Genomic DNA, 26,767 nt, shown 5'->3' on the forward strand with positions numbered 1-26,767 from the left:
TTTGAAATATGAAATGCTTCGAGTCACATCAGGACCGGGTTCGCTTTGCAGCCAGCCCTCGCACAAAGCCCATCAGTTCGCGGTCCACGTCCAGCGCGGCCACCACGACGGTGGCTTGCTGGCGGTCGCGGGCGGCGCCGATGCGGGTTTGCAGCTTCACCGCCTGCCGGTACCAGCGGCGGGCTGCGGTTGGGGGGAGCAGGGGGCGCAGGGTTTCGATACCGTAGCGCAGACGCTTGGCGAGCAGGCGAACGCGGTGCGCGCTGTCGGGCTGGCCGGAATCTGCAAGTGCCTGCTGCAACTGGTCGTGCAAGCGCTGCATGCGGCGTCGGGCCCAGTGCTGCAGGTGTTTCTTTCGCCTATTTCCCGCCGCATCCGGCGCGTCCAGCGCGGCGGAACCATCCAGCCACTGTGTGATCGCCAGCAGGGTGGCGCCCACCGAGGGCTTTTCCAGCGCGTAGCGCAGCGCTTTGCGCTGGAGCTGGGCCGCCTGCAGCAGGGCCTGCTCCAGGGACTGCCATTGTGCTGCCAGCCGAGGGTCTCCGGCGGTGTAGGCCTGCTGCCAGGGCGGCAGCGTTTCCATGCGGGCGACATCCAGATCGCGCAATTCGCCCATGAACGTCAACAGGGGGTGCAGCGCGTGCCAAGCTGGCAGGGCCGTGCCCGCGTGAACAGACTTGAACAGCCAGGTGGCGGTTCGCAAGCGCCGCCACCCGATCCGGGCTTGGTGCAGGACCTCGGGGTCCTCCGACCCGTACAGGGTGTTCAGGTTGCTGGTGAACTGGCCAACCGCCTCGCGCAGCACCCGTTGTGCGGCCTGCTGTACCGACAGGCGGGGGCCCAGTGCGGGGGGCTGGGCCAGGGTGGGGGCGTGTGCCCGGTTCTGGACCAAGGCGTAGCCGCGTTCGGCCTTGCTGGTGCCCAGTGGCAGGGTGGCGACATGGCTGGCGATCTGCTGCGCCACGTCAAACAGGGCCTGGGGCTGGCCGGCAATCAGCTCCAGCTCCAGTTCGCAAATGGGTGCGCTGGTGTTCGCGTAGGCAATCTTCCCCATGTCCAGCGACACTTCTACCTGGCTGCCGTCGCGTTTGCGAACCAGCCAGCTGGTGCGGTCGAAAACCGTGACAAAAACGGGCGCCAGGGCCTGGAATACGTGGCCATCCGGGTCGATGGCCGACCACGGCGTGTCTTGCAACGCGGCCTGCGACAAGCCGGTTCCGGCCACCGTGGATTCCCACTCGCCGCGGCGGCTCAAGGCCGAATTACCGGCGCCGCCGGTCTTGAGGGTCTGTACCCACCGGGGCCGGGCTTCGCCGGTCACATGCCGCATGCGCAGGGCGATGCGCTGGCGGTGCAGGGTCTGCTCCGGCGTGTCGTAGTAGACGTTGTGCAGATGCTGGTGGGTGGTCTTGCGGCGTGCCAGCACCGGAATGCGGGCCAGCCGCTTTTCCAGGAGCGAGGGGCTGCCGGTGTGCAACACGGCGAGCTTGAGTTCGATTTCTTCCGGACGGCGCAGGGGGGCAACAGGCTTCATGGCTTGGGGAGGTTACCGCAACGGCCGCAAAAAGTCTGCCTTTCTCCATATACGGAGACGGGCACGCACAGGGCGGCCCCTGTCACAGAACTGCCACCAAACTGACGTGAACGCGTCATGGCCAGCTTCCAGAATCGCTGCATGACTTGCACGATGGAGTATGTGATGGAAATGAATGTCAACCTCAGCCGGGATTCTGGAAACGGCGCAGGCCCCTTGGCTGGCAACACCTTGCACGACTTTGAAATGCAATGCCTGCGCGTCCTGCGCTGCACGGCTCAGGCGTTTGCCACCAGCCCCGGAGGGCTGCGCTTCAAGGCTGGCACCCGGCCCTGGCTCGACGCCCTGTCGGACCGCCGTCCCGACATTTCACCTGCCTGCTAAGCCCCGTCGTCGGGGCTTTTTTTTGGTCCCGCGCACTACACAAACATTCAAGGAGTACACACCATGGAAGAAACAACCCAGACGAGCCTGATACAGACCACGCCCCACTCGCATGCCACCGCCACGCCTGCCATCCGCACGGAGCCGAAGGAGGCCCGTGGCGGCATTGTGGTGTCCTGGGCCCGGCATCAGGACGAAGTGCGCGCCGCGCAGCGGCTGCGCTACGACGTGTTCGCCGGTGAGATGGGCGCGCGCCTGAACACACAGATACCCGGCCACGACATGGATCTGTTTGACAACTATTGCGAGCACCTGCTGGTGCGCGACGAATGCAGCCAGCAAGTCATCGGAACCTACCGGGTCCTGACACCGGTGCAGGCCAAACGCGTCGGCAGCACCTATAGCGACACGGAGTTCGACCTCACCCGCCTGCGCAGCCTGCGTGAGCGCATGGTGGAACTGGGCCGCAGCTGTGTGCACCCGGAGCACCGCCATGGCGGCGTCATCATGGCCCTATGGGGTGCGCTGGGGGAGTTCATGGTGCGCAACCAGCTTGACACCATGATTGGCTGCGCCAGCATCCCAATGCTGCACAACGGCGTGGTCAGTGGTGACCTGGCGGCCAGCATCTGGCGCAAAGTGCAGGCTACCCACCTGGCGCCCATCGAATACCACGTGCGTCCGCGCCTGCCGCTGCCGGTAGAGCAGCTCGATGGTTCGCTGGAAGTGGAGCCACCGGCGCTGATCAAGGGCTACCTGCGGCTGGGCGCCAAGGTACTGGGTGCGCCGGCCTGGGACCCGGATTTCAATTCCGCCGATCTGCCGATGCTGATGCGCATTGCCGATCTGCCCGCGCGCTACCGCAAGCACTTCCTGGGGACATGATGCGAGCCGCTCCGGACGCCTTCGCACCGCTCTGGCAACGCCTGTCCGAGAGCGCCGCCACGGACCCCGACGTGCAGGGCCGGGGTGCGCGCTACCGGGCCATCTTCATTTCGGACATCCACCTGGGTACGGCGGGCTGTCAGGCCCGCGCCCTGCTGGACTTCATGAAGAACCACCCCAGCGAGTACCTCTACCTGGTGGGGGACATCGTCGACGGCTGGCAGTTGCGCCGGCGCTGGTTCTGGCCCCAGTCCCACAACGACGTGGTGCAAAAGCTGCTGCGCAGCGCGCGCAAGGGCTGCAAGGTGGTGTTCATACCGGGCAACCACGACGAGTTTGCCCGGGGCTTCCTGGGGCATCAGTTTGGCGGCATCGAGGTCTGCGAGGATGCGGTGCATACCACGGCCGATGGCCGCACGCTGTGGGTTACCCACGGCGACTACTTTGATGGTGTCATCCAGTGCGCCAAGTGGCTGGCCTATGTGGGCGACAACCTGTACGAGTTCACGCTCAAGCTCAACCGGTATCTGAACGGGCTGCGGGCGCGCCTGGGCCTGCCGTACTGGTCGCTTTCGGCTTATCTGAAGCACCGGGTCAAGTCAGCCCTCAACTACGTTACCGACTTCGAGGTGGCGGTGGCCAGCGAGGCGCGGTCGCGTGGACATGATGGGGTGGTGTGTGGACACATCCACCGCGCCGAAATGCGCGACATCAACGGCACCCTGTACTGCAACGATGGGGACTGGGTGGAAAGCCGCAGCGCCTTGGTGGAGCATCTGGATGGGCGACTGGAGCTGCTGTACTGGACGGATACGGATAGCCGGACCCCGCAGGCGGCTGCCTTGCAGGAGACAGCGGCATGAAGCTGGCGCTGGTGACCGATGCCTGGCTGCCGCAGGTCAATGGCGTGGTGACCACGCTGGTGGAACTGGTGCGTGAAATGGAAGGGCAGGGGCATGTGGTGACGGTGATCCACCCCGGCTTGTTCTCTACCCGGCCCTGCCCCGGTTACGCCGGCATCGACCTGGCTGTGCGCCCGGGACCGACCTTGGCGCGCCAACTCGACGCCCTTGAACCCGACGCCATCCATCTGGCCACTGAAGGCCCTCTGGGGTGGGCGGCGCGGCGGTATTGTCTGAAGCGCGGCCTGGCATTCACCACCACCTTCCACACCCGCTTTCCGGAAATACTGAAGGCGGCCCTGAGGATTCCGCTCTGGATGGGCTATGCCCTGTTTCGTCATTTCCACAGACCTTCCCGGGGCGTTCTGGTGCCGACCCCGAGTGTTCTGCGCATGTTGGAGGCACGCGGGTTCCGGAACCTGCGCAGCTGGACGCATGGCGTAGACACGACGCTGTTTGCGTACCAGGAGTTGCCCCGCGTCTACGCCCCGCTGGGGAGCATGGCTCGTCCGGTCTCGCTGTTTGTTGGCCGCGTGTCTTACGAGAAGAACATCGAGGCTTTTCTGCAGCTGGACGTGCCAGGTACCAAGGTGGTCTGCGGCGTGGGGCCCATGGAGCAGGCGTTGCGGGAGCGCTTTCCACAGGTGCGCTGGCTGGGCGTGCTGCCCCGGGACGTACTGGCGCAGGTGTATGCCGCCGCGGATGTGTTTGTCATGCCCAGCCGATCTGAGACCTTCGGTCTTGTGATGCTGGAGGCCATGGCCACGGGGACGCCCGTGGCGGCCTTTCCGGTGGAGGGGCCGCTGGAGGTGGTGGGCAACCCGCCCAGCGGTGGCGCGCTGCACCCCGATCTGGCCAGTGCCTGGTACAGCGCACTGGCCGTTCCCCGCCACGAGGCGCGCAAGCGCGCGCAGGCCTTCAGCTGGAAACGCGCCGCGCAGTTGTTTCTGGATTACCTGGCGCCGGCCCGGCAGGGCGAACCCTTGGCGTGTGCGGGCACGCTTCATGACTCTGTCACGCAAATGTCACCGAAATCGTAAACAATTGTTCACCGTTGTGTCATAGTCTGAACCGTATCCATGTCGACCCTTCCTCGCCGTTCTCCGCCGTCGCAGGCTTCCAAGGCGCCAGATCTGCTGGATCGCGATCACAGCTTGCTGGCCTTCAATGAGCGCGTGCTGGATTGGGCGGTCCGTGACGACGTTCCCCTGATCGAGCGCCTGCGCTACCTCTGCATCGTGTCCTCCAACCTCGACGAGTTCTTTGAGGTGCGGGCGGAGCCGCATTTGCTGGCCAACCAGGCCAACGACCGCAAGGGGATCTACACCGTTGGTTCGTTTGAACGGCTGGCGGCGGCGCTGCACAGCATCGTGGACCGCCAGTACGCCGTGTACAACGAGAAGCTGATGCCGGCGTTCGAGAAGCAGGGCATCAAGATCATGTCGCACGGAGACCGCAATCCGGCGCAGCGCCATTGGGTCAAACAGTACTTTGAGCGCGAAGTGCGGCCACTGCTGATTCCCGTGGGGCTGGACCCCTCCCATCCGTTTCCCCAGGTAGCCAACAAGTCGCTCAATTTCATTGTGCGCCTGAGCGGTCGGGACGCCTTCGGGCGGGAAAACGAAATCGCCATCGTGAAGGTGCCGCGTGTGCTGCCGCGCCTGATCCGCATGCCCGACAAGGTATCGGGTTCGCGCACGCTGTTTGTTTCCTTGTCCAGCGTGATCCGCGCCCATCTGGGAGAGCTGTTTCCTGGTCGCGCGGTGGGTCAGTTTTCGCAGTTCCGGGTGACGCGGCATTCCGATCTGGCGGTGGATGAGGACGACGTCAAGAACCTGCGCATGGCCTTGCGCCAGGGGCTGGTGCACCGCAATTACGGGCAGGCAGTCCGGCTGGAAGTGTCGGCGGGCTGTTCCGAGCATCTGTGCGACTTCCTGTTGCACCAGTTTGACTTGCCGCCGAAGGCCCTGTTCCGCGTCCACGGACCAGTGAACCTGGTTCGCCTGACGCAGCTGATTGACCTGGTGGATCGACCGGACCTGTGCTTTCCCCCCTACAAGGCGTCGTACCCGGTGCAAATGGGCACCACGCAATCCATTTTTGAACAGCTCAAGCAGGGCGACATCCTGATCCACCAGCCGTTTGAGAGTTTCGATGGCGTGGTGGACTTTCTGCGCCAGGCGGTGAACGACCCGCAGGTGCTGGCCATCAAACAGACCATTTACCGTGCCGGCACCGATTCCGAGGTGATGGACCTGCTGCGTGAGGCCGTGCGTCGCGGCAAGGAAGTCACCGTGGTGGTGGAACTCAAGGCCCGTTTTGACGAAGAAGCCAATATCAACTGGGCGGAGATGCTGGAGTCCATCGGGGCGCAGGTCGTATACGGCGTGGTGGGCCTCAAGACCCATGCCAAGATGATGCTGGTCACGCGGCGGGAAGGCAAGGCACTCAAGCGCTATGGCCATCTGTCGACCGGCAACTACAACCCGCGTACGGCGCGCCTGTACACCGACGTGAGCCACATCACGGCAGACCCGGTGCTGACCGCAGAAATGGAACATGTGTTCGTGCATCTGGCCAGCCAGAGCCGGCTGCCCGTACTGCGCAAGCTCTGGTTGGCGCCGTTTTATCTGCAGCGCAATCTGATTGCCAAGATTGACCGGCTGGGCCAGGCGGCCGGCCAGGGCAAGGCGGCCCGCATCGTGGCCAAGATGAATTCCCTGACCGATGAGGCCCTGATTCACAGCCTCCTGCGGGCCGGCCGGCAGGGCGTGAAAATCGACCTGATCGTGCGTGGCGCCTGCACCCTGCCGGCGCAGGTGGCGGGGCATACCGACAACATCCGGGTGCGGTCGGTCATCGGCCGTTTCCTGGAGCATTCACGGGTGTTCTATTTCCGGGAAGGCGAAGTCGAGGAGCTGTACCTGTCCAGCGCCGACTGGATGAACCGCAACATGGTCCGCCGCGTGGAGTTGGCGTGGCCGGTCACCGACCCGGTGCAGCGCCAGCGGCTGGTGGACGAGTGCCTGGTGGCGTACCTGCACGACGGCGTGGACGCCTGGGACATGGGCCCTGACGGCACATACGCCCGCTGCCGGAGCGACGGCACGGTTGCTGTACATGGTGCGCAGGCGGCGCTCATGGCGCGCTATACCAGCAACGGTAACGGGCATCACGGAGGTTAGAACCATGGATCTGATCCTGTGGCGGCATGCCGAAGCAGTAGAAGACCTGGTGAGTGGTGATGACATGGCCCGGCGGTTGACGCCCCGTGGCGAGAAACAGGCCGCCCGCATGGCCGCCTGGCTGGACCGGCAACTTCCGGATGGCGTTCGGGTCTGGGTCAGTCCGGCGCAGCGCACGCAGCAAACCGCGCAAGCCTTGGGGCACAAGTTCAAGACCAGCCCCCTGCTGGGGCCGCAGGGCACGCCGGAGCAGTTGCTGGAGCTGGTTCAATGGCCGCACGCCAAAGGCTGTGTGCTGGTGGTGGGGCACCAGCCGACCCTGGGACAGACCGTGGCAACCCTGCTGGGTTTGAAGGTGAGCGAATGCACCGTCAAGAAAGGGGCGGTGTGGTGGTTGCGACACCGGGAACGCGAGCTGTCGGCCCAGACGGTGGTGGTGACCGTGCAGTCACCCGAGTTGCTGTAGCCCAGCCCAGCCCAGCGCGTTCGCGTCTTGGTGCTGACACATTTTCTTCACACCCGCGTCATCTTTCTTGTCAAAAATCGGAAGCTAATAATATTCATAGGGCTATAAATGCCACGTTGGTTTCGCAATTTCTCCAGAGGTATTGGCGGGTGCGAGTTCGGGCCACAGTTCGGCCTGATATGCACCCTTTGCAGTCCATTTGACAGTGGGGAGCGGACATGAATGCGGCACCGCTGGCAAGCGCACGGCCCGTCATGACCGGGTGGCAGCGTGGGGCACGGTTGGCCCAGGTGACCGGCGGTCAGGGACCGTTGGAAAAAGTGCTGCAGGAAAGCCGTCTCTACCCCGTTTTTCAGCCCATCATCAATCTGGCGGATGGATCCATCCATGCCCACGAAGCACTGATTCGCGGTCCCCAGGGCACGGCATTGCATACGCCGGATGCGCTGTTGCGCGCCGCGGCGCAGGAACACCTGAGTTCCGAGTTCGAGCGCAAGTGCGTGGTGGCCGCGTTGAAGACCTGGGGGCAACTCCAGGCGCCCGGGCGTTTGTTCGTCAATGCCAGCGCCACGGTGCTGACGCAGCTGTTTGCCTTGCGCGGGCGGGAAGCCATGCTCACGCTCATCAACAGCTTTGGCGTGCTGCCGCGCATGCTGGTGCTGGAAATCACCGAGCACGAGCGTGTGGACGATATGGACCTGCTGGCCGAGGTGGTGCAGGAGTTCCATGCGGCCGGTGTCTCGCTGGCGCTGGACGATTTTGGCGATGGGCGCTCCAGCCTGCGCCTGTGGTCCCAGCTGAAGCCCGAAGTGGTGAAGATCGACAAATACTTCACCAAGAACATCAGCCAGCACGGCGACAAGCTGAAGACGATCCAGGCGCTGTTGCAGATTGCCGATATTTTCGGTACTGCTTTGGTGGCCGAGGGCATAGAGACCCCGGAAGACCTGCGCGTGCTGCGGGACCTGGGCATTACCTTCGGGCAGGGGTACTTCCTGGGCCGCCCGGACCCGACGCCGATCCGGTACCTAGGTAACGATGCCCAGCGGATTCTGGATGAACGCCAGATCGTGGTGTTTCCGGAATGGAGCCGCGCCCAGTCGGGCGGGCATTTGCGCCACCTGTCGCTCGCGCATCCGCCGACCGTGACTGCCGACACTACGAACGATGAACTCGCAGCTATCTTTTCTGCGGCGCCCGATCTACCCTCCGTTGCCGTACTGGAGGGGGAACGACCGGTGGCCATCATCAACCGCGTGCAGTTCATGAACGAGTACAGCAAGCTGTATTACCGGGAGGTGTGGGGTCGCAAGTCGTGCACCGTGCATGCCAACCCCGAGCCACGCCTGGTGGAGCGCGACCACAGTGTGGATGAACTCGTGGGCATCCTGACCTCGGAAGACCAGCGCTATCTGGCGGACGGATTCATCGTGACCGACAACGGTCGCTACGTGGGCATGGGCACCGGCGACCAGCTGGTGCGCTCGGTCACGGAGACACGCATCGAGGCCGCGCGCCACGCCAACCCCCTGACGTTCCTGCCGGGCAACATTCCCATCAGCCAGCACATGGAGCGCCTGCTCAAGAAAGATGTGCGGTTCGTGGTGTGCTACGCGGATCTCAACAACTTCAAACCCTTCAACGACTACTACGGCTATTGGCGGGGCGACGAGATGATCCGCCTGCTGGCGCGGATATCCATGGAGCAATGCGATTCCCAGCGCGATTTCCTGGGGCATGTCGGTGGTGACGATTTCATCCTGTTGTTTCAAAGCGCCGACTGGCGGGAACGTTGCGAGCGCCTGGTGCAGGAATTCAACACCCAGGCGTTGGGCATGTACGACGATGCGGTGCGCCAGGCCGGTGGCATTCATGGGGACGACCGCCACGGCGTGCCCCGCTTCTTTCCGTGCACGACGGTTTCGATTGGCGCCGTTGCCATTGATGGCAGCCGCTTCTCCCGGGCCGAGGATGTGGCCAATCTGGCAGCCCTCGCCAAACAGGGCGCCAAGCAGGCGGGCGTGGGCGTGCTGGAGCGCGCGGCTTAGCCTTGCCTTGAGGTCAGGGGCAAATTTCAAACTGGGCGTCGCCCAGGTAGCGGTTGGGTCCCCAGGTGGCAACCACTGCAGCCGACTCGGCGGCCTGCCACTGGGTGAAAATTTCGAGTTCGTGGGGCGACAGGGCATCGGGGTCGGGCGCCTCGCCATAGGTCATCACGATGCGCTGGTAGGCGGCATGCACCGGAGCTACCAGGTCTGCATCGCCCAGCGTGGTTTCCAGCGCAGTCCGAAAGCGCTGCTCGGCCGCCCGCAGTTCCGCCGCCGAAACGTCCTCCATGGCATAGAGCTTGAGCGTGTAGCTCATGGCGCCGCTGCCCCGGTGTCGGGTATTCGCGGGGTGCTGCCCAGGGTCAGGGCAATGCGCCGCCGCAGCCGTGCCGCTTCCTCGGGGTTGCCCGCCTGCTCGGCGCGCTGGGCTTGCACGCCAAGCCAGGCCAGCAGGGGCCGGCGCCAGCCTTGGGCGGATGCGGTTTCCATGGCCTGTGTGATGACGGCGGGAGTGGCCGTGCCGGCCTGAAGCATCACGCCGGCGGCCACCAGTTGCGACAGGGGTTCTGCGGCCGCCACCACGGCGCTGGCATCACCCGTTGCCGCGGCGCGCTGGAGTGGTGGAAGCAGGGCAATGTCTTGTGGTGGTACGCGGCCCCGCAGGTAGTCGGCGTAGGCGCGCTGGGCGGGCAGGGCATCCGGGCGCAGGGCTTCGAAGGCCGCACACGGTTCAAAAACCAGGCTGGCCACCCGGGTGGCGCAGTGCAGCAGTTCGGCGGTGGCCAGCAGGTCGGCGCGGCCGGTGCGGCCGAGCTGGCTGCGCGCGCGCTGCAGCTCGGCCATCTCGACGCGGTTGTTTCCCTCCAGATAGGCGGCGACGGAGCGCTCCATGGAGTTCCGGGCTTCGAGTTGCCAGTCCGGTGGCTGGGGCGTGCTGCCACAGGCGCTGAGCAGGGCAAGGCCCGCAACGGGCAGGGCTTTGCGCAGGGCCTCGGGTTGCAGGATTCGGGCAAAGGCATTCATGGCAGTTTCATCTCCGCATCACGGGTAAATGGCCACTTGCGGTTGATGTCGTTGACCAGGCCCTCGATCTTGCGCAGGTTGGCGTCCACGTCGGCGCGCAGGGCTCCCAGATCGGCACTGGCGTCCTTGGCGTTGGCGCTGACGGCCTGGGCATCCTGCAGCACGGCATCCACTTTCTTCAGGCTGGTACGCGCTTCGCCCAGCAGGGCGTTGAGTTGCCGGACGGTGGCGCGGGTTTCGGGCAGCACCCCTTTTTCGCCGAAGACCTGGGTGTCGGTCTTGCCTGCCAGGGTGTCGAGCTTGGTGAGCAGGGCGTTGGTGCGTCCCAATGTGGCAATGAACTTCTGGGCCTCCGTTTCGCTGCCCAGTAGCACCGTGAGCACGCCACCCGGGTCGTTGAGGCGGCTGGTCAGGGTGCCCAGGTTGTCGAGCAGCGTCCGGGCCGATGCGATGGCCTTGGGGATTTCGGCGCTGGTGTCCCCTTGCAGCACGGTGCGTACGGCGCCGTCCGGCAGGGGCGGGTCTTCCAGCAGGCCGGTGTAGGCGCGCAGGTTGGTGCCACCCACCACGCCGCGTACCAGCGTGAAGACGCTGGTGGTGCGCAGCCAGTGGGCGTCCTTGGTGGCAACGTCCACCAGAATGCGTGCCTTACCGTCGGCGGCCAGCTCAATTTGGCGCACCCGGCCTATGGGAAAGCCGGAAAACGTGAGGTCCATGCCGACCACCACGCCCTCGGAGTCTTCTGCCACCAGCACCAGTTTCTGGGTGGCGTCAAACGCGCCCCGCGCGTACAGCACGTACAGCACCGAGCCGCACAGCAGCAGCAACATGAATACCATCAACAGCCGGGCCTTGAGTTCCAGGTGGGCTATCGGTGGTGTTTCGGGTTCGTGGGGTGAACTCATGGGCATGCCGTATTTGGTGTCAATAGTAGTTGCCAACCAGCGAGACGATTTCCACCAGCAGTATCACGGAAAACATGCGGACCAGTCCGCGGATTTCAGCGCTGGTGCGCGGGCGGGTGGTTTGCGGGTCGTACAGGGCCGAGGCCATGGGAATCAGGGACACCGCCAGGCAAAAGAACAGGATTTTGAGGACGAAGATCAGGCTGACGGCGGGGCTGAACACCTGGCCGAACAGGCGGGTGTAGACCGCCAGGCCCGATACAGTGAACCCGTAGCTGGCCAGATAGGTCACCACCAGGGTCACCACGCTGCTCAGTGCTGCCAGCGTGACGCCGGCAAACAGGCCGCCAATGACCCGGGGCAACACGACGCTGCGCACCGGGTCCTGGCCCTGGCGGCGCATGGCGTCGAGTTGGCCGGTGGCTTGCATCGCCGACAGCTCCGCCCCGTCGGGAATCGTGCAGCGTAGTGCGACGAACAGCGCAGCAGTCAGGGGGATCAGTTCGAGTACCAGGACCCGGATGACCAGCTGTAGGGCGTACTGCGACAGACCGTAACTCAGGGCTGTGGCCAGCACAATGCGGGTGAGTACCACGGTCACCAGCGCGCAGAGCACCGTGAAGCCGGCCAGGATGGGGGCGGTGTGCAGATAGATATGCCGGGCCAGCGCCGGGCGGTTCGCGCGGCGGTAGCTTGACGGGGAGAGAACCAGCACCAGAATGACCGCGCCCAGCTCCAGCAGGCGCCACCAGCCCAGGAGCCATTGCTGCGCGGCCTGGCCGGTGCGATCCAGCCAGCGTTGCCATGAAACCGTTGAGGTCATGCGGGCATGATACCTGCGGGCCTGCAGGGCCGTGTGAAGCGCCGTGGACCGTCAGGCCGCAGCCACGTCGAGGGACCACGGGGTTTTTTGCCAGGCCAGCGCCTCTTCACGCAGCAGGTAGGCGGACTGCGGAAAGGCTTCGGCCCAACCGGCGCGGCAGCGCAGGCGCACGGTGCGGTTGTGCGTGGCCGAGCGTGCCAGTGTCATGCCGGTCAGGTCCGGGTCGCGCCGGGCATGGCACAAGATGACGGCCAGACGCAGCGCCATCAGCTGCATGACCAGATCGTCGTCTCCCAGCACGGCTTCGAGCTTGCGCAGCTTGCCGCGGTGCCCGAGCACCAGCAGGCTGAGGCGGTGCATTTCCGACAGCGAGAACCCCATGGCATCGGCGTTGTCCAGGATGTAGGCACCGTGCTTGTGGTAGTCACTGTGGGAGATGTGGCTGCCAATTTCGTGCAGCTGGGCGGCCCAGCTGAGCTTGCGCAGGGAACGGTCTTCGTCGGGGGGCGCGCCATCGCGCGGGGCAGGCATCAGTTGCTGGAGCAGCAGTGCCGCCACGTTTCCCACACGGGTGCCGTGGGCGGTGTCGACCCCGAACTTGCTTGCCAGGCGCCGCACGGTCTTGACACGCAGGTCGTCTGCGTGGTCGGCCGTGCCCAGCATGTCGCACAGCAGACCATGGCGCAGCCCGCCGCTGGCCTGTTGCAGGGTCTGGATGCCCAGCAGGCTGAAAACGGCGCGCACCACGCTCACGCCGCCGCCGATGATGGCCTTGCGGTCTTCGCGCATGCCGGCAAGCCGCAGGCGGTCGGCATTCTGGGCGGTCACCAGCTTGTCGACCAGCCAGTCCAGGCCCTCCTGTGTCACGGTGCCGGCGGGCCAGCCGGCCGCCACCAGGACGTCGACAATGGCGCCCACCGTGCCGGCCGAGCCGTAGGCCACGTCCCAGCGGTCGGGGTGGTAGGCGTCGAGGGCCTCGTCCAGCACCGCCTTGGCCGCGATTTCGGCAATGTCGAATGCCTTGCGGGAAAACTGGCCGTCGGGGAAGTATCGGTTGGACCAGGCAATGCTGCCCACCCGGAACGACTCCATGACCTGGGGGGCAAGGCCCTGTCCCAGCACGAGTTCGGTGGATCGCCCGCCGATGTCGATGACCAGGCGCCGTTCTTCGGACTGGGGCAGCATGTGGGCCACGCCCTGGTAGATCAGCCGGGCCTCTTCCCGCCCCGAGATGACGTTGATGGGGAAGCCGAGAATCTGGTTGGCCCGGTCGAGGAATTCGTCCCGGTTGCGGGCCTCGCGCAGGGTTTGTGTTGCCACGGCGCGCACTTCGGTGGGTTTGAATCCTGCCAGGCGTTCGCCAAAGCGGGCCAGGCAGTCCCAGCCGCTTTGCATGACCTGGGGGGTCAGGTTACGGTCATCGTCCAGTCCGCCGCCCTGGCGCACGGTCTCTTTCAGGTATTCGGTGCGCCGGAACTCACCGTGGTCCACCCGTCCGATTTCGAGACGAAAACTGTTGGATCCCAAATCCACGGCCGCCAGGCGATTTCCGTTTTCCATCGATTGCTTTTTAGAGTTGTAAGGCGGTCAGGAGCATAGCATCCGCACCGCCGCGGTCGGCGGCCGGACGGTGTCAGCCGAGCAGGCGGCCGTCGGTGGAAATCATGCTCTGCGTGACATAGGCGGTGCCACGGCTGCGGGTATCGGGGGCAATGCGGAACCCGCCCAGGTCGACGGTGCTGCGCTTCTGGAAGGCTTGCAGCGCGCTGAGCCGGGTCGGCGCGCCGTCAATGCCCTGCAGCACTTCGTAGGTGTAGCGCGCCGCAATGTAGCCGGCCAGACTCTGGGGAGTTGGCGGCTCGTCGTACAGGCGGCCCAGCGTGTCGCGGAAGCTTTTGACGATGGGCAGGTTGGCGTTGACCATGGGAACCACCTGGGTGGCGATCACCGGCGTGAAGCGCGAAACGCCCATTTGCAGCATGGTCTGCAGGTTCACGTCGGACATGGCGATGATGTAGCGCTGTGCCGCCTGCTTTTCGATGCCCTGGGAAAACTGCACCAGCTCCGGAGTGCCGCCCAGGAACAGCAGGACGCGGGGGCTGTCGGGCGTGAGCGTCTTGCCCAGCTGCTGCAGGTTGGCGACCGGGCTGTATGACTTCAGCCGCAGCTTGAGCGTGTTGGCCATCTCGTCGACGCCCTGCCGGTAGCTGGCGTATTCGGCTGCGGAGCCGTAAATGGCGCCCACCTCCGTGATGCCCATGACGGACAGGGATTTGATCGCGTGCGCCACCTGTTCCTGGCGCGAGGCAAAAATGGGGAAGGTGTTGCTGGCGGCGTCCAGCGTGGCGTTTTGCAGCCAGGGGGCGACATGGGCCACGTCGGGCAGTTCCCGTTGCAGCAGGTCCGTCAGCTGGGCCGCCGCGTGGTCGCCCACGCTACCGGACAGCGCAACGCACTGGGGCTGGTTTTTCAACGTTTGCACGGCGGCGCGCAGGCTGGCGGCGCTGCCGTCCACTTCCAGCACCAGGTGCTGCACGGTCTTGCCGCGCAACCCGCCACGGGCATTGATGTCCTGCCAGGCGGCGCGCGAGCCAATCAGGAAATCCTTGGAAACGTCGATCTGGCTGACAGACACGTCCACAACCTGTGCGACCGTGCAGATGCGGGAGCCGGGCGCGGTTTTGGGGAGTTGGGCCCAGGCCGGAAGGGTGCTGGCCGCGAGGGCGCCCGCTACCGTTCGCATCAGCTGGCGTCGATCAGGGTTTTGCATGGTGGGTTTGTAGTGGATTTTGCTATCAAATGAATAGCTGTCTACGCAGTATTCACGGTGTATTTGGCCATATTTATGCCAAAAATCCGGAGCCTGCTGGCTCCGGATGGTGGGGGCGGCCTGTGGCTTACTTCTTGGCCGGTGGCAGCAGCACGGTGTCGATGATGTGCACCACGCCGTTGCTGGCCGTCAGGTCGGCCTGGGTGACCGCGGCGCTTTCGATGGTGACGAAATCGCCGGCCTTGGACAGGGCGACATGGGCGCCGTTGAGGGTCGTGGCGTTGCTGTTCTTCACGTCGGCCGCCAGGGTCTTGCCGGACACCACGTGGTACGACAACACCGCCTTGAGTTTTTCCGGATGGGCGCTCAGATCGCTCAGGGTGGCGGCGGGAAGCGCCTTGAAGGCGTCATTCGACGGCGCGAACACGGTATAGGGGCCGGCTGCCTGGAGCGTTTGCGTCAACCCCGCCTGGGCGACCAGACTGCTGAGGGTGCTCAGGGACGGCGTGTTCGCCAGACGGTCTGCCACGGTGACCGGGGCCGGGCTGGTGGCGCATCCGGTCAGGGCTGCGATCAGGGCGCTGAGCAAAACGGCGCGGCGTGCCAGGGGAGAAAAGGTTTTTTGCATGGTTTTCCGTCAGTGGGTTGAAAAGCGCAAGCGTAGGAATGCCGTGTGACGGCAATGTGACGAAAACTTGAAAAACCGGTGACAAGTGACTTATTTGGCAGGTTGAAACAACGGGGGCTGAAAACTAAGCTCGTGTCACGGAGATGTCACAAATCTTTCTTAAAGTCCTGTCATTCCTTAACCAACCTATAGAGGGTTTCCGATGAATATTTCCTTCAACCGTGCCGCAATGGTGCTTGCCGTTACGTCTTCCCTGGGCTTGGCTGGTGCTGCCAGCGCACAGGAAATCACGGGTGCCGGCGCAACCTTTCCTGCGCCCATCTATTCCAAGTGGGCTGCGGACTACCACAAGGCCACGGGCGTCAAGGTGAACTACCAGTCCATCGGCTCGGGCGGTGGCATCAAGCAGATCGATTCGAAGACCGTGGATTTCGGTGCATCCGACATGCCCCTGACCGACGAGGTCCTGAAGACCAAGGGCCAGATGCAGTTCCCCACCGTGATGGGTGGCGTGGTGCCGGTTCTCAACGTCAAGGGTATTGAACCCGGCCAGCTGAAGCTGACCGGCCAGGTTCTGGGTGACATTTACCTGGGCAAGATTTCCCGCTGGAACGACCCCGCCCTCAAGGCGCTCAACCCCACCGTGACATTGCCCGATGCCGCCATTGCCCAGGTTCGCCGCGCTGACGGTTCGGGCACCACGTTCCTCTTCACCAATTACCTGAGCAAAGTCAACGCCGAGTGGAAGTCCAAAGTGGGCGAGGGCACGGCAGTGAACTGGCCTGTGGGCGCTGGTGGCAAGGGCAATGAAGGCGTGGCCGCGTTCGTGAGCCGCCTGCCCAATTCCCTGGGCTATGTGGAGTACTCGTACGTGAAGCAGAACAAGCTGACCTACGCCATCATGCAGAACGCAGCGGGCAACTTTGTCAAACCCGAAGATGACGCATTCAAGGCGGCTGCCGCAGGTGCCGACTGGGCCAAGTCGTTCTACCAGGTGCTGACGAACCAGCCCGGCAAGCAGGCCTGGCCCATCACCGGCGCGACGTTCATCCTGATGCACACCAAGCAGGACAAGCCCGCGAACGCCTCCGAAACGCTGAAGTTCTTCAGCTGGGCCTACAAGAATGGCGACAAGGTGGCTGCCGATCTGGACTATGTGCCCATGCCCAAGGCCGTGATTGCCGCGATCGAGAAGTCCTGGGGTGAGATCAAGGACACGTCCGGCAAGCCGGTTGCGTTCAAGTAATTCTGGTTGTGTCTCGTATGGTTCTGGACGGGGAGTCTGTCATGTCATCTACACTGGTGCATCGCGACACCCTGTCCAGCCATTCCGTTATTTCTGCCGCACGCTCCATGACCCGACCTCCACCCGTCAAAAAAGCCCGATCCGGCCCCCTGGCTGACCGTATTTTCGGCTGGATGGCCAAAGGGGCGGCACTTCTGACTCTGGGGCTGCTGGTGGCCATCCTGGGTTCGCTGACGGTCAGTGCCTGGCCGGCGATCACCCAGTACGGTCTGGGGTTCCTGACCAGCACCACCTGGGATCCCGTCAAGGAGGAGTTCGGCGGGCTGGTCATGATTTACGGCACGCTGGCAACGTCGTTCATTGCGCTGCTGATCGCCGTGCCGGTGAGTTTCGGCATTGCACTGTTTCTGACCGAGCTGGCGCCCGCCTGGCTCAAGCGGCCCCTGGGTACCGCCATTGAGTTGCTCGCTGCCGTGCCCTCCATCGTGTATGGCATGTGGGGCCTGCTGGTCTTTGGCCCCGTGCTGGCAACCTACGTGCAGCAGCCCTTGCAGTCCGTGTTCAATGGCGTGCCGTATCTGGGGGCGTTTTTCTCCGGCCCACCCGTGGGCATCGGCATTCTGTCGGCCGGCATCATTCTGGCCATCATGATCATCCCGTTCATCGCCGCCGTGATGCGCGACGTCTTCGAAGTGACGCCCGCCCTCCTGAAAGAGTCCGCCTACGGCTTGGGTGCAACCACCTGGGAGGTGGTCTACAAGGTCGTCCTGCCGTACACCAAGACCGGGGTCATTGGCGGCATCATGCTGGGTCTGGGGCGCGCCATTGGCGAGACCATGGCGGTGACGTTCGTCATCGGCAACTTCAACCAGCTCGATTCCCTGAGCCTGTTCCAGGCTGCCAACAGCATCACGTCGGCACTGGCCAACGAATTTGCCGAGGCCGGCGAAGGCCTGCACCAGGCGTCGCTCATGTACCTGGGGCTGGTTCTCTTTTTCATCACCTTCGTCATCCTGTCGCTGTCCAAGGTCTTGCTGACCCAGTTGCGCAAACGCGAAGGAGCCAAGACATGACTGCATCTCTCCAACAGCGCCGCGCTGCCAAGTTTGCCCGCCGCAAGCGCGTGAACCAGCTGGCCACCGGGCTGGCTCTGGCCGCCATGGCGTTTGGCCTGTTCTGGCTGTTCTGGATCCTGTGGGAAACGGTGCGCCTGGGCTTTGACGGCATGGCCGTGGCCACCCTTACCCAGATGACACCGCCACCCAATGAGGAGGGCGGCCTGGCCAACGCCATCTACGGTTCGTTTCTGATGGTGGTGCTGGCAACCTGCGTGGGTACGCCGGTGGGGGTCATGGCTGGCATTTACCTGGCCGAGTTCGACAGCAAGGGCTGGCTCGCGTCGGTGACCCGGTTTGTCAATGACATCCTGCTGTCGGCGCCGTCCATCGTGATCGGGTTGTTCGTCTATGCCGTGGTGGTGTCGCGTTTCAAGTCGTTCTCCGGTTATGCCGGGGTGGTGGCGCTGGCCTTGCTGGTGATTCCGGTGGTCATCCGCACCACCGAGAACATGCTGCAACTGGTGCCTGCCGGGCTGCGGGAGGCGGCTTACGCGCTGGGCGCACCCAAGTGGAAGGTTATCTTGAGCATCACCCTCAAGTCAGCCCGGGCGGGCGTGATCACCGGGGTGCTGCTGGCGGTGGCCCGCATTGCCGGTGAAACGGCACCCCTGCTGTTTACTGCGCTGAGCAACCAGTTCTGGACGAGCAGCCTGAGCGAGCCCATGGCGAGCCTGCCGGTCACCATTTTCAAGTTTGCGATGAGCCCCTACGAGAACTGGCAGAAGCTGGCATGGGCGGGTGTATTCATCATCACGGTAGCCGTGCTGGGCTTGAACATTCTCGCCCGGGTGCTGACCCGTACCAGGGCCTGATGGCCGCTGCAGCATTTTTATAGAAATAGACGACATGATCTCCACCCCCATTGCGCCTGCGAAGACCAAGATTGCCGTCAAGGATCTGAACTTCTACTACGGCAAGTTCCATGCCCTCAAGGGCATCAACATGGAAATTCCGGAAAACCGGGTGACGGCTTTCATCGGCCCTTCGGGCTGTGGCAAATCGACGCTGCTGCGCGTGTTCAACCGCATGTTCGAGCTGTATCCGGAGCAGCGGGCACAGGGGCAGATCCTGCTGGACGGCGAGGACCTGCTCACCAGCAAGGAAGACGTCGCCCTGCTGCGCGCCAAGGTCGGCATGGTGTTCCAGAAACCCACGCCGTTTCCCATGTCGATCTACGACAACATTGCCTTTGGCGTAAAGTTGTTCGAGTCGCTGAATGCGACGGACATGGAGGAGCGGGTGGAGTGGGCGCTGCGCAAGTCGGCGCTGTGGGGCGAGGTCAAGGACAAGCTGCACCAGAGCGGCTCCAGCCTGTCGGGTGGCCAGCAGCAGCGCTTGTGCATTGCGCGCGGCATTGCCATCAAGCCCGAAGTGTTGTTGCTGGACGAGCCCTGCTCGGCGCTGGACCCCATTTCCACGGCCAAAGTGGAAGAATTGATTGTCGAGCTCAAGAGTGACTACACCGTCGTGATCGTCACCCACAACATGCAGCAGGCAGCCCGCTGCAGCGACCACACGGCGTACATGTACCTGGGCGACCTGGTGGAGTTCGGTTCGACGGAACAGATGTTCTTCAAGCCCACCCGCAAGGAAACCGAAGACTACATCACCGGCCGGTTCGGTTAAAAGGAAGAAAACATGCCCGAAAAGCACCTGTCGACCCAGTTTGATAGCGAACTGACATCCGTATCCGCCCAAGTCATGGAAATGGGCGGACTGGTGGAGTCCCAGATCCGTCGCGCCATCTATGCGCTGTCCCAGTTCAGCGTGGAAGTAGCCAACGAGGTGACATCCAACGAGGCACGCGTCAACGAAATGGAAGTGCAGATTGACCGCGAGCTCTCGTCCATCATTGCGCGACGCCAACCCACGGCGCGCGACCTGCGCCTGCTGATCGCCATCTCCAAGACCACCGCCAACCTGGAGCGGGTCGGTGACGAGGCCGAGAAAATCGCCCGCATGGTGCGCTCCATCATCGACAGCGGTGCCCCGCGCGCCTTGCCGTCGCTGGAGCTGCGTGTGGCGGCAGACCTGGCCTCTGGCCTGCTCAACAAGGCCCTGGACGCCTTTGCGCGCCTGGACGTCAACGCCGCGGTGACCATCCTCAAGGAAGACGACCTGATCGACGCCGAGTTTGACGGCTTCGTGCGCAAGCTCATCACCTACATGATGGAAGACCCGCGCATGATTTCGCCCAGCCTGGACCTGTTGTTCCTGGCCAAGGCCATCGAACGCATCGGCGACCACGCCAAGAACATCGCCGAGTTCATCATCTACGTCGTCAAGGGCGAGGATGTGCGCCACACCAGCATGGAAAACATCGAGTCACTCGTCAAATGAGAACAATGCCTGCGGTGCTGATCGTCGAAGACGAACCAGCCATTGCCGAACTGATCGCCGTGAATCTGCGGCATAACGGTTTTCGCCCGGTCTGGGCCATGGACAGCGCCAGCGCGCAGCGGGAGCTGGACGCCGCGTTGCCCGATCTGATCCTGCTGGACTGGATGCTGCCCGGAGAGAGCGGGTTGGTGCTGGCCAAGCGCTGGCGCAGTGCCGCGCGGACCCAGGCCATTCCGCTGATCATGCTCACCGCCCGGGGCGATGAAGCCGACCGCGTTGCCGGGCTCGACGCCGGTGCCGACGACTACATTGCCAAGCCGTTTTCCACCAAGGAACTGCTGGCCCGCGTACGCGCCGTGCTGCGGCGGCGCACGCCTGAGCAGGCGGGAGAAGCCATCACCATTGGTGGCCTGGTCCTGGACCCGGGAACCTACCGGGTGTCCTTTGAAGACCGATTGCTGAAACTCGGGCCGACCGAATTCAAGCTGCTGCACTATTTGATGACCCATGCCGAGCGGGTCCACAGCCGCGCCCAGTTGCTCGACAAGGTGTGGGGCGACCACGTCTACATTGAAGAGCGTACGGTGGACGTGCACGTCAAGCGCCTGCGCGAGGCCCTGGCCCAGGCCGGTGCCATGGTGGAGACCGTGCGGGGAGCCGGGTACCGCCTGACGGCCCAGCCGATCCAGACTGCTGCCGCGGCAGAAAAGACGGGCGCTTGACGGGTCGGGCTGGCACGCATGTTCTGGCGGCTTTTTTCCTTTGTACTCTTTCAGGGCGTGGCTGCGGGTATCGGCTGGTACGTCGCCATTCCCGGGGGAAAGGTCGTTGCGGCCCTGGTGCTGGCGCTGACCGGCGGCTATGTCTGGTTGCTGGTGGACGTGTCGCGCGGGGTGCGCCTGCTGCGCTGGCTGCGGGACGAAATGGCAAATCCGGTTGCCCTGGGCAATGGCTTGTGGAGCGAGGTGTCCGACCGCGTGCGTCGCATGGCGCGTGCCCGGGAGCGCCTGACCGCCGAGAGCGAGAATCGCCTGCAGGATTTTCTGGCTGCCCTGCAGGCGTCGCCCAACGGCGTGGTGCTGCTGGACTCCGAGGGCCGCATTGAGTGGTTCAACCAGACCGCCGCCTTCCATTTTGGTTTTGATGCGCAACGCGACATGCTGCAGCACCTGGGCAACCTGGTGCGCGATCCCGTGTTTGCCGCCTATTTCGCGGCGCGCGACTTCAGCCACGACGTGACCATTCCGGGGCGTGATGACTCCAGCACCAAACCGGTTCGCTTGTCGGTTCATTTGCACCCCTATGGGGAAGGGCGCAGTCTGCTGCTGTCGCGCGACATCACGGCGGTGGAGCAGGCCGAGGCGATGCGGCGGGATTTTGTGGCCAATGTGTCGCACGAAATCCGCACGCCGTTGACCGTGCTGGCGGGTTTCATTGAAACACTGCAATCCCTGCCGTTGGACGACCTGGAGCGCCAGCGGTACCTGGGCCTCATGGCCCAGCAGGCCCAGCGCATGCAGACGCTGGTGAACGATTTGCTGACGCTGTCCCGGCTGGAAGGCAGCCCCCTGCCTTCGGTGCATGAGTGGGTGCCGGTGCGCGCGTTGCTGTCCCAGTGCGAGCAGGATGCCCGCGACCTGTCACGCCTGCTGTCCGAGCAGGCACATGACCTGCATTTCGAGATGCTGGGTGACTGTGAAATCGCCGGCTCGTCCACTGAGTTGCACAGTGCCATGTCGAACCTGATCGGCAACGCCGTCCGCTACACGCCAGCCGGACGGCGCATTGACGTGGGCTGGACGCTGCAACCGGGTGGAGGAGGGATTTTCTCGGTGCGGGACACCGGCCCGGGTATTGCCCCCGAGCACATCTCCCGCCTGACGGAGCGCTTTTACCGCGTGGACCGCAGCCGCTCGCGGGACACCGGCGGCACCGGGCTGGGGCTGGCCATTGTCAAGCACGTCACGCAGCGCCACGGGGCCGAGCTGCTGATCAGCAGCCTACCCGGCAAGGGTTCCACGTTTTCCATCACCTTCCCGGCCAGCCGGGTGCGGCGCACCTTCTCGGAGCCGCTGGCGGCCTGACGGCCGCTTATCTGCGCCGGAACAGCAGGACGGACTCGCCCGCATCCACCGGGTGGCGAATGGTCGCGTGCAACTGCCACTGCGTGGTATCCACGCTGGCGGGGGCTGACATGTCGGGCGCCGGTTCCACCAGCAACCAGTGGCAGCTGGGCGAGCGGCGTGCCACCTTGAGATGCAAATGGCCGTAGAACTGGAACGCGGCGATCTGGCCCGACCCGAGGCCCCGGGTCTCGGCGCATCCCGGTGTGTCCATGGCGTTTACCGTGCGTCGCACCAAGGCGGTGTAGCTTTGCGCATAGTTGAGCAGCGGCATCCACAGCGTCATCAGCAACAGCCAGCACAGGGCCGCGCCTCCTGCGGGCAGCACCAGGCTTTTCCAGATGGCAGCGCGGTGCCGTCCCACGCGCCATTTCACCAGCCAGGCCCAGGCCAGCGTGGCCGCTACGGCAATGGCAAAGGCAAAGAGCGAGAAACGGGCTTCGAACCCGGGTGCCAGACGGGCCACGTTGGCTGCCGGCTGGCGGGGGTAACCTGTCTGCATGGCAATCCAGACGACCCAGATGGTGAACCCGCAGCCCGAGAAGAACAGCAGGGTGAACCAGTCGATCAGGGCGGCAACCTGGCGCTTCAGGGTGGGCAGGGCAAACGCGGCCAGCGTTGCCAGGGCCGGCAGGGCCAGCAGCAGGGTCCGGTCGGAAGATCCGGTGGACAGGGCCCCTACTGCGCACACCAGCACGAACCAGGCCGGCAGCGCCATGTGTCGGCTGATGCGCCGGTTGAAGAGCTGGTGGCGCCAGCGCCAGAGGGTCCACACGGCCAGGGGCCAGGCAGGCCAGGTGAACCATAGCAACAGCTGGGCATAGCCGTTCCAGTCGGCCCAGAGGGCGTGGGGGAATTCGATTTTCCAGCGCCACAGGTTCAGCGCCCAGGCCAGTGCGCTGACTGCGCCGGTGAGCACGACGATGGCCACGCTTTCCCAACGGATGCGGGTCTTGCGGGCCAGGTCGGCCGGGTCTTGCGATTGGTCGAGGTAGTGGATGACCGCGCTACCCAGTCCGAACAGCACGGTCAGGGTGGGGGCGCCTGACAGTGCCAGGCCGCCCAGCCCCAGCACGCCGGCCGCTGCCGGCCCGGTGCGCCGGTACGGCAGTGCACCTGCGGCATAGAAACACAGGGCGGAAAAAGCCAGCTGTGCCAGCGCGGGCGTGGTCTCGTGCGACAACTGCGCCAGCCCCAGGCAGGCAATGAATGCCAGCAACCCGCCGTCGGCCATGGCGCGCGCGTAGTCGGTCGGCTGGGCCTCGCCGCCAAAGGCGAAGGCAACGGGTTGGGCCTGGGGGCTGCGGGCCACGTAATAGGTGGCATACCAGGTTGACAGCATGGCCAGCGCCAGCAGCACGCCAAACGGAATCCGCACGGCAAAATCAGCCGCAAGCCAGGAGGGCGCAAGTTCCATGGACCAGGCACCCAGCCAGTAGGGCAGCAAGGCCGGGTTGTCGGCCGGCACGCCCATCAGGGTGGGCGTGAGCCAGCGGGCGCTGCCCTGTGCCAGCTCGGCCATGTAGCCCAGGGCCGTCATGTCGGCGCTTTTCCAGGCGTCGCGCCCCAGAAAACCGGACAGGATGTAGGCGCAGCAAAACAGCAGCAAGACGGCGCGCGGAAAGCGCCGGACCGCAGCCTGGGTGACGATGGCGGGAGTAGGGTGGTTCACGGGAGAGGGGCAAGTCGGGGCAAAAAAAAGGCAGCGCGGAAATCCGGGCTGCCCATTTGCGACGGTTCAGGCCAAAACCTGAATCCGGCTTACTTGGCTGCGGTCTTGCCGAAGCGGTTGCGGAAGCGCTCGACGCGGCCACCCATGTTGTCCACGGATTTTTGCGTGCCAGTGTAGAAAGGATGCGACTCGCTGGTGGTGTCCAGCTTGAAGAGGGGCAGCTCGCGGCCGTCTTCCATCTTGATCATTTCCTTGGTGTTGGCGCAGGAACGTGTCACGAACTTGAAGCCGTTGGACATATCCTGGAAGCACACTTCGCGGTAGTTGGGGTGAATGCCTTCTTTCATACTCTTCTCCATCAGTTGCGAGAGCCGCGCCAGCCTGTCTGGCGTACTTGTCGCGAAAACCGTCAATTATACAAATAAAACAACGACTTAGCCACCGCGGCGCATCATGTCGAAGAATTCGCTGTTGGTCTTGGTGGCGCGCATTTGCTTCAGGACCATTTCCATGGCCTCGATTTCGTCCATGTTGTAGAGGAACTGGCGCAGGATGCGGGTCTTTTGCAGGATTTCGGGCTGCAGCAGCAACTCTTCGCGGCGGGTGCCGCTGCGGTTGAGCTGGATGGACGGGAACACACGTTTCTCGTACAGGCGGCGGTCCAGGTGGATTTCGGAGTTGCCGGTGCCCTTGAACTCTTCAAAGATCACTTCGTCCATGCGGCTGCCGGTGTCGACCAGCGCGGTGGCGATGATGGTCAGCGAGCCGCCTTCTTCCACGTTGCGGGCGGCGCCCAGGAAGCGCTTGGGGCGCTGCAGGGCATTGGCGTCCACACCACCGGTCAGCACCTTGCCGGAGCTGGGTACCACGTTGTTGTAGGCGCGGGCCAGGCGGGTGATGGAGTCCAGCAGGATCACCACGTCTTTCTTGAGTTCGACCAGGCGCTTGGCGCGCTCGATCACCATCTCGGCCACGTGTACGTGGCGCGCGGCGGGTTCGTCAAAGGTGGAGGCAATCACCTCGCCCTTGACGGTGCGCTGCATCTCGGTCACTTCTTCGGGACGTTCGTCGATCAGCAGCACCATCAGGTAGCTGTCGGGGTAGTTGGCCGAAATCGCGTGGGCGATGTGCTGCATCATCACGGTCTTGCCGCTCTTGGGCTGCGCCACGATCAGGGCGCGCTGGCCCTTGCCAATGGGGGCAATGATGTCGATCACGCGGCCGGTGATGTTTTCTTCGCCCTTGATGTCGCGCTCCAGCCGCATCTGCTCCTTGGGGAACAGGGGGGTCAGGTTTTCAAACATGACCTTGTGCTTGTTGCCGTCAGGAGGGCCGCCATTGACCTTGTCGAGCTTGTTCAGGGCAAAGTAGCGCTCGCCGTCCTTGGGCGTGCGCACTTCGCCTTCGATCATGTCGCCGGTGTGCAGGTTGAAGCGGCGCACCTGGCTGGGGCTGATGTAGATGTCGTCCGTGCTGGCCGTGTAGCTGGTGTCGGGGCTGCGCAGGAAGCCAAAACCGTCGGGCAAAATTTCCAGCACGCCATCGGCAATGATCTGCTCACCGGTGCGGGCGCGCTTCTTGATGATGGCGAACATCAGCTCCTGTTTGCGCATGCGGCCGGTGTTTTCGATCTCTAGCTCTTCAGCCTGCTTGAGGACTTCCGACACGTGCAGTGCCTTGAGTTCGTTTAAGTGCATGGAAATGGTCCCGTAGGGGAATTGACCGAAAGTTCGGAGTAATAGAGAAATTCAGGGGAGAGGGGGTGAGGCAAGACCTGTGACTCGGCCTCGGCGTTCTTAACCTGGGAAACGGAGCCAGCCCCTTTTGGGGTGCTGGTGAACGGAATTAATTATGACAGGAAAATGCGACCACACGGCTGTGGTGCGGTCGCGGGGCTGAAATCAGGCCAGTTGCTGGTCGATGAAGGCGATCAGCTGGGCCTTGCTCAGGGCTCCGACCTTGGTGGCAGACAGCTGGCCGTCCTTGAACAGCATCAGGGTGGGGATGCCACGGATACCGAACTTGGCCGGGATTTCCCGGTTTTCGTCCACATTCATCTTGGCGATCTGCAGCTTGCCGTCGTAGGTGGCGGACACTTCGTCCAGAATCGGGGCGATCATCTTGCAGGGGCCGCACCACTCAGCCCAGTAGTCCACCAGAATGGGTTTGGCGGATTTCAGCACATCGGCTTCGAAAGTGGCGTCGGTTACGTGTTTGATCAGGGCGCTGGCCATGGGGGGGTTCCTCTGGAAGTTTGCTAATACAGCTAAAGTTGCGGCCATTGTGACAGAAACAAGGGACCCGCCAGAGCGGCGGTTGCTATGAATGGCATAGCCAAAATTGATTTTCCCGCCGGGGCCCATCCTGCTCTGGCCCTGTGGCTGGACCCGACGGGCGGCCTGCTGGCGCGCATCCAGGCCGCCATGCGCCAGCGCGGGGCGCATCCCGCGCGCACCGTGGTCTTGCTGCCGTATGCCCAGTTGATGCCCCTGGCCGCGCGGCTGTGGGCGCAGTGTTTCCCGGATGGCTTTGCACCCCGGTTCGAAACCACCCTGAACTGGAGCCGTGCCCTGGGGGGCTTCCACCCGGCTGTCACTGATATGACATTTGACATGGCGCTGGACACCCTGACCGCCCAGGCCCTGCTGCGCGGCGCCGGCCTAGGCGCACAGCAGGACGCGCTGGCTGGCCTGCTCGTGCAGGCCGCGCACCAGC

At 64.0% G+C, this 26,767-nt stretch carries 26 protein-coding genes and 1 pseudogene; 15 read left to right on the forward strand and 12 right to left on the reverse strand.

The genetic code is table 11. The features are described from left to right. Positions 1-28: 28 nt before the first annotated feature. The gene (locus AC1Q5W_RS14710; RefSeq protein ID WP_492645645.1) at positions 29-1,534 is read right to left on the reverse strand and encodes a CYTH and CHAD domain-containing protein; all 1,506 of its coding nucleotides are present in this window, start codon (positions 1,532-1,534) and stop codon (positions 29-31) included. A gap of 141 nt (positions 1,535-1,675) precedes the next feature. Here AC1Q5W_RS14710 and AC1Q5W_RS14715 point away from each other — a divergent pair, with 141 nt between their 5' ends. The 7 genes from AC1Q5W_RS14715 to AC1Q5W_RS14745 all read left to right on the forward strand — a co-directional run bounded on the left by AC1Q5W_RS14715 (position 1,676) and on the right by AC1Q5W_RS14745 (position 9,404). Continuing rightward, positions 1,676-1,918, forward strand: coding sequence for a hypothetical protein (locus tag AC1Q5W_RS14715; RefSeq protein ID WP_492645646.1), 243 nt, complete (start codon positions 1,676-1,678; stop codon positions 1,916-1,918). 63 nt (positions 1,919-1,981) lie between these two features. Continuing rightward, entirely contained in the window at positions 1,982-2,803 is an 822-nt protein-coding gene (locus AC1Q5W_RS14720; RefSeq protein ID WP_492645647.1) for a GNAT family N-acetyltransferase, read from the forward strand. Continuing rightward, positions 2,800-3,666 carry a UDP-2,3-diacylglucosamine diphosphatase gene (locus AC1Q5W_RS14725; protein WP_492645648.1) on the forward strand — a complete coding sequence of 289 codons (867 nt, stop codon included), beginning with the start codon at positions 2,800-2,802 and terminating at the stop codon, positions 3,664-3,666. Before AC1Q5W_RS14720 ends, AC1Q5W_RS14725 begins: the two co-directional genes overlap by 4 nt. After that, complete coding sequence (locus AC1Q5W_RS14730) at positions 3,663-4,745, forward strand: glycosyltransferase family 4 protein (protein ID WP_492645649.1); 1,083 nt, start codon at positions 3,663-3,665, stop codon at positions 4,743-4,745. Before AC1Q5W_RS14725 ends, AC1Q5W_RS14730 begins: the two co-directional genes overlap by 4 nt. Positions 4,746-4,784: 39 nt before the next feature. Beyond that, complete coding sequence (ppk1, locus tag AC1Q5W_RS14735) at positions 4,785-6,890, forward strand: polyphosphate kinase 1 (protein ID WP_492645650.1); 2,106 nt, start codon at positions 4,785-4,787, stop codon at positions 6,888-6,890. A gap of 4 nt (positions 6,891-6,894) precedes the next feature. Continuing rightward, on the forward strand, positions 6,895-7,356 hold the full coding sequence (locus tag AC1Q5W_RS14740) for a SixA phosphatase family protein (protein WP_492645651.1): 462 nt from the start codon (positions 6,895-6,897) through the stop codon (positions 7,354-7,356). A 218-nt stretch (positions 7,357-7,574) separates the two neighbouring features. After that, positions 7,575-9,404, forward strand: a complete 1,830-nt coding sequence (locus AC1Q5W_RS14745) for an EAL domain-containing protein (protein ID WP_492645652.1) — start codon at positions 7,575-7,577, stop codon at positions 9,402-9,404. 13 nt (positions 9,405-9,417) lie between these two features. On the opposite strand, the gene AC1Q5W_RS14750 is transcribed toward AC1Q5W_RS14745, so the two are convergent. The 7 genes from AC1Q5W_RS14750 to AC1Q5W_RS14780 all read right to left on the reverse strand — a co-directional run bounded on the left by AC1Q5W_RS14750 (position 9,418) and on the right by AC1Q5W_RS14780 (position 15,553). Then, positions 9,418-9,720: a hypothetical protein gene (locus tag AC1Q5W_RS14750; RefSeq protein ID WP_492645653.1), complete on the reverse strand. Its 303-nt coding sequence runs from the start codon at positions 9,718-9,720 to the stop codon at positions 9,418-9,420. Beyond that, positions 9,717-10,427 (reverse strand): hypothetical protein, encoded by a 711-nt coding sequence (locus tag AC1Q5W_RS14755; protein WP_492645654.1) that lies wholly within the window; start codon positions 10,425-10,427, stop codon positions 9,717-9,719. The genes AC1Q5W_RS14750 and AC1Q5W_RS14755 overlap by 4 nt, the downstream gene beginning before the upstream one ends. Beyond that, positions 10,424-11,332, reverse strand: a complete 909-nt coding sequence (locus AC1Q5W_RS14760; RefSeq protein WP_492645655.1) for an MlaD family protein — start codon at positions 11,330-11,332, stop codon at positions 10,424-10,426. The genes AC1Q5W_RS14755 and AC1Q5W_RS14760 overlap by 4 nt, the downstream gene beginning before the upstream one ends. Before the next feature lie 19 nt (positions 11,333-11,351). Further along, positions 11,352-12,155: an MlaE family ABC transporter permease gene (locus AC1Q5W_RS14765; RefSeq protein ID WP_492645656.1), complete on the reverse strand. Its 804-nt coding sequence runs from the start codon at positions 12,153-12,155 to the stop codon at positions 11,352-11,354. Between the two features lie 51 nt (positions 12,156-12,206). Continuing rightward, positions 12,207-13,715 carry a Ppx/GppA phosphatase family protein gene (locus AC1Q5W_RS14770; RefSeq protein ID WP_492645657.1) on the reverse strand — a complete coding sequence of 503 codons (1,509 nt, stop codon included), beginning with the start codon at positions 13,713-13,715 and terminating at the stop codon, positions 12,207-12,209. Positions 13,716-13,788: 73 nt separating this feature from the next. Beyond that, entirely contained in the window at positions 13,789-14,925 is a 1,137-nt protein-coding gene (locus AC1Q5W_RS14775) for an ABC transporter substrate-binding protein (protein WP_492645658.1), read from the reverse strand. 127 nt (positions 14,926-15,052) lie between these two features. Continuing rightward, complete coding sequence (locus AC1Q5W_RS14780) at positions 15,053-15,553, reverse strand: fasciclin domain-containing protein (protein ID WP_492645659.1); 501 nt, start codon at positions 15,551-15,553, stop codon at positions 15,053-15,055. 202 nt (positions 15,554-15,755) lie between these two features. On the opposite strand from AC1Q5W_RS14780, the gene pstS reads away from it, so the two are divergent. The 7 genes from pstS (at position 15,756) to phoR (ending at position 22,341) form a co-directional block, all read left to right on the forward strand. Then, positions 15,756-16,799 carry a phosphate ABC transporter substrate-binding protein PstS gene (gene pstS, locus AC1Q5W_RS14785; protein WP_492645660.1) on the forward strand — a complete coding sequence of 348 codons (1,044 nt, stop codon included), beginning with the start codon at positions 15,756-15,758 and terminating at the stop codon, positions 16,797-16,799. Between the two features lie 107 nt (positions 16,800-16,906). Next, positions 16,907-17,872, forward strand: a complete 966-nt coding sequence (gene pstC, locus AC1Q5W_RS14790) for a phosphate ABC transporter permease subunit PstC (RefSeq protein WP_492646177.1) — start codon at positions 16,907-16,909, stop codon at positions 17,870-17,872. Further along, positions 17,869-18,729 (forward strand): phosphate ABC transporter permease PstA, encoded by an 861-nt coding sequence (gene pstA, locus AC1Q5W_RS14795; RefSeq protein ID WP_492645661.1) that lies wholly within the window; start codon positions 17,869-17,871, stop codon positions 18,727-18,729. Before pstC ends, pstA begins: the two co-directional genes overlap by 4 nt. A 34-nt stretch (positions 18,730-18,763) precedes the next feature. Next, positions 18,764-19,543 carry a phosphate ABC transporter ATP-binding protein PstB gene (gene pstB / locus AC1Q5W_RS14800; RefSeq protein ID WP_492645662.1) on the forward strand — a complete coding sequence of 260 codons (780 nt, stop codon included), beginning with the start codon at positions 18,764-18,766 and terminating at the stop codon, positions 19,541-19,543. Between the two features lie 12 nt (positions 19,544-19,555). Beyond that, positions 19,556-20,257 carry a phosphate signaling complex protein PhoU gene (gene phoU / locus AC1Q5W_RS14805; RefSeq protein ID WP_492645663.1) on the forward strand — a complete coding sequence of 234 codons (702 nt, stop codon included), beginning with the start codon at positions 19,556-19,558 and terminating at the stop codon, positions 20,255-20,257. Further along, positions 20,254-20,979 carry a phosphate regulon transcriptional regulator PhoB gene (gene phoB / locus AC1Q5W_RS14810; protein ID WP_492645664.1) on the forward strand — a complete coding sequence of 242 codons (726 nt, stop codon included), beginning with the start codon at positions 20,254-20,256 and terminating at the stop codon, positions 20,977-20,979. The genes phoU and phoB overlap by 4 nt, the downstream gene beginning before the upstream one ends. A gap of 18 nt (positions 20,980-20,997) precedes the next feature. Next, the gene (gene phoR, locus AC1Q5W_RS14815; protein WP_492645665.1) at positions 20,998-22,341 is read left to right on the forward strand and encodes a phosphate regulon sensor histidine kinase PhoR; all 1,344 of its coding nucleotides are present in this window, start codon (positions 20,998-21,000) and stop codon (positions 22,339-22,341) included. A gap of 7 nt (positions 22,342-22,348) precedes the next feature. Here phoR and AC1Q5W_RS14820 read toward each other — a convergent pair whose 3' ends face one another. From AC1Q5W_RS14820 to trxA, 4 genes are all read right to left on the reverse strand, one after another. Next, complete coding sequence (locus AC1Q5W_RS14820) at positions 22,349-24,052, reverse strand: hypothetical protein (RefSeq protein WP_492645666.1); 1,704 nt, start codon at positions 24,050-24,052, stop codon at positions 22,349-22,351. Positions 24,053-24,141: 89 nt separating this feature from the next. Continuing rightward, complete coding sequence (locus tag AC1Q5W_RS14825) at positions 24,142-24,399, reverse strand: type B 50S ribosomal protein L31 (RefSeq protein WP_492645667.1); 258 nt, start codon at positions 24,397-24,399, stop codon at positions 24,142-24,144. Positions 24,400-24,486: 87 nt separating this feature from the next. Continuing rightward, entirely contained in the window at positions 24,487-25,749 is a 1,263-nt protein-coding gene (gene rho, locus AC1Q5W_RS14830; protein WP_492645668.1) for a transcription termination factor Rho, read from the reverse strand. Positions 25,750-25,953: 204 nt separating this feature from the next. After that, the gene (gene trxA, locus AC1Q5W_RS14835; RefSeq protein ID WP_492645669.1) at positions 25,954-26,286 is read right to left on the reverse strand and encodes a thioredoxin TrxA; all 333 of its coding nucleotides are present in this window, start codon (positions 26,284-26,286) and stop codon (positions 25,954-25,956) included. A gap of 87 nt (positions 26,287-26,373) precedes the next feature. Between trxA and AC1Q5W_RS14840 the strand changes: the two are divergent. Continuing rightward, positions 26,374-26,767 (forward strand): annotated as a pseudogene (locus AC1Q5W_RS14840) (PD-(D/E)XK nuclease family protein); the annotation flags it as partial.

It is taken from the genome of Rhodoferax sp. MLSD5-FHT05B10, assembly GCF_058793415.1.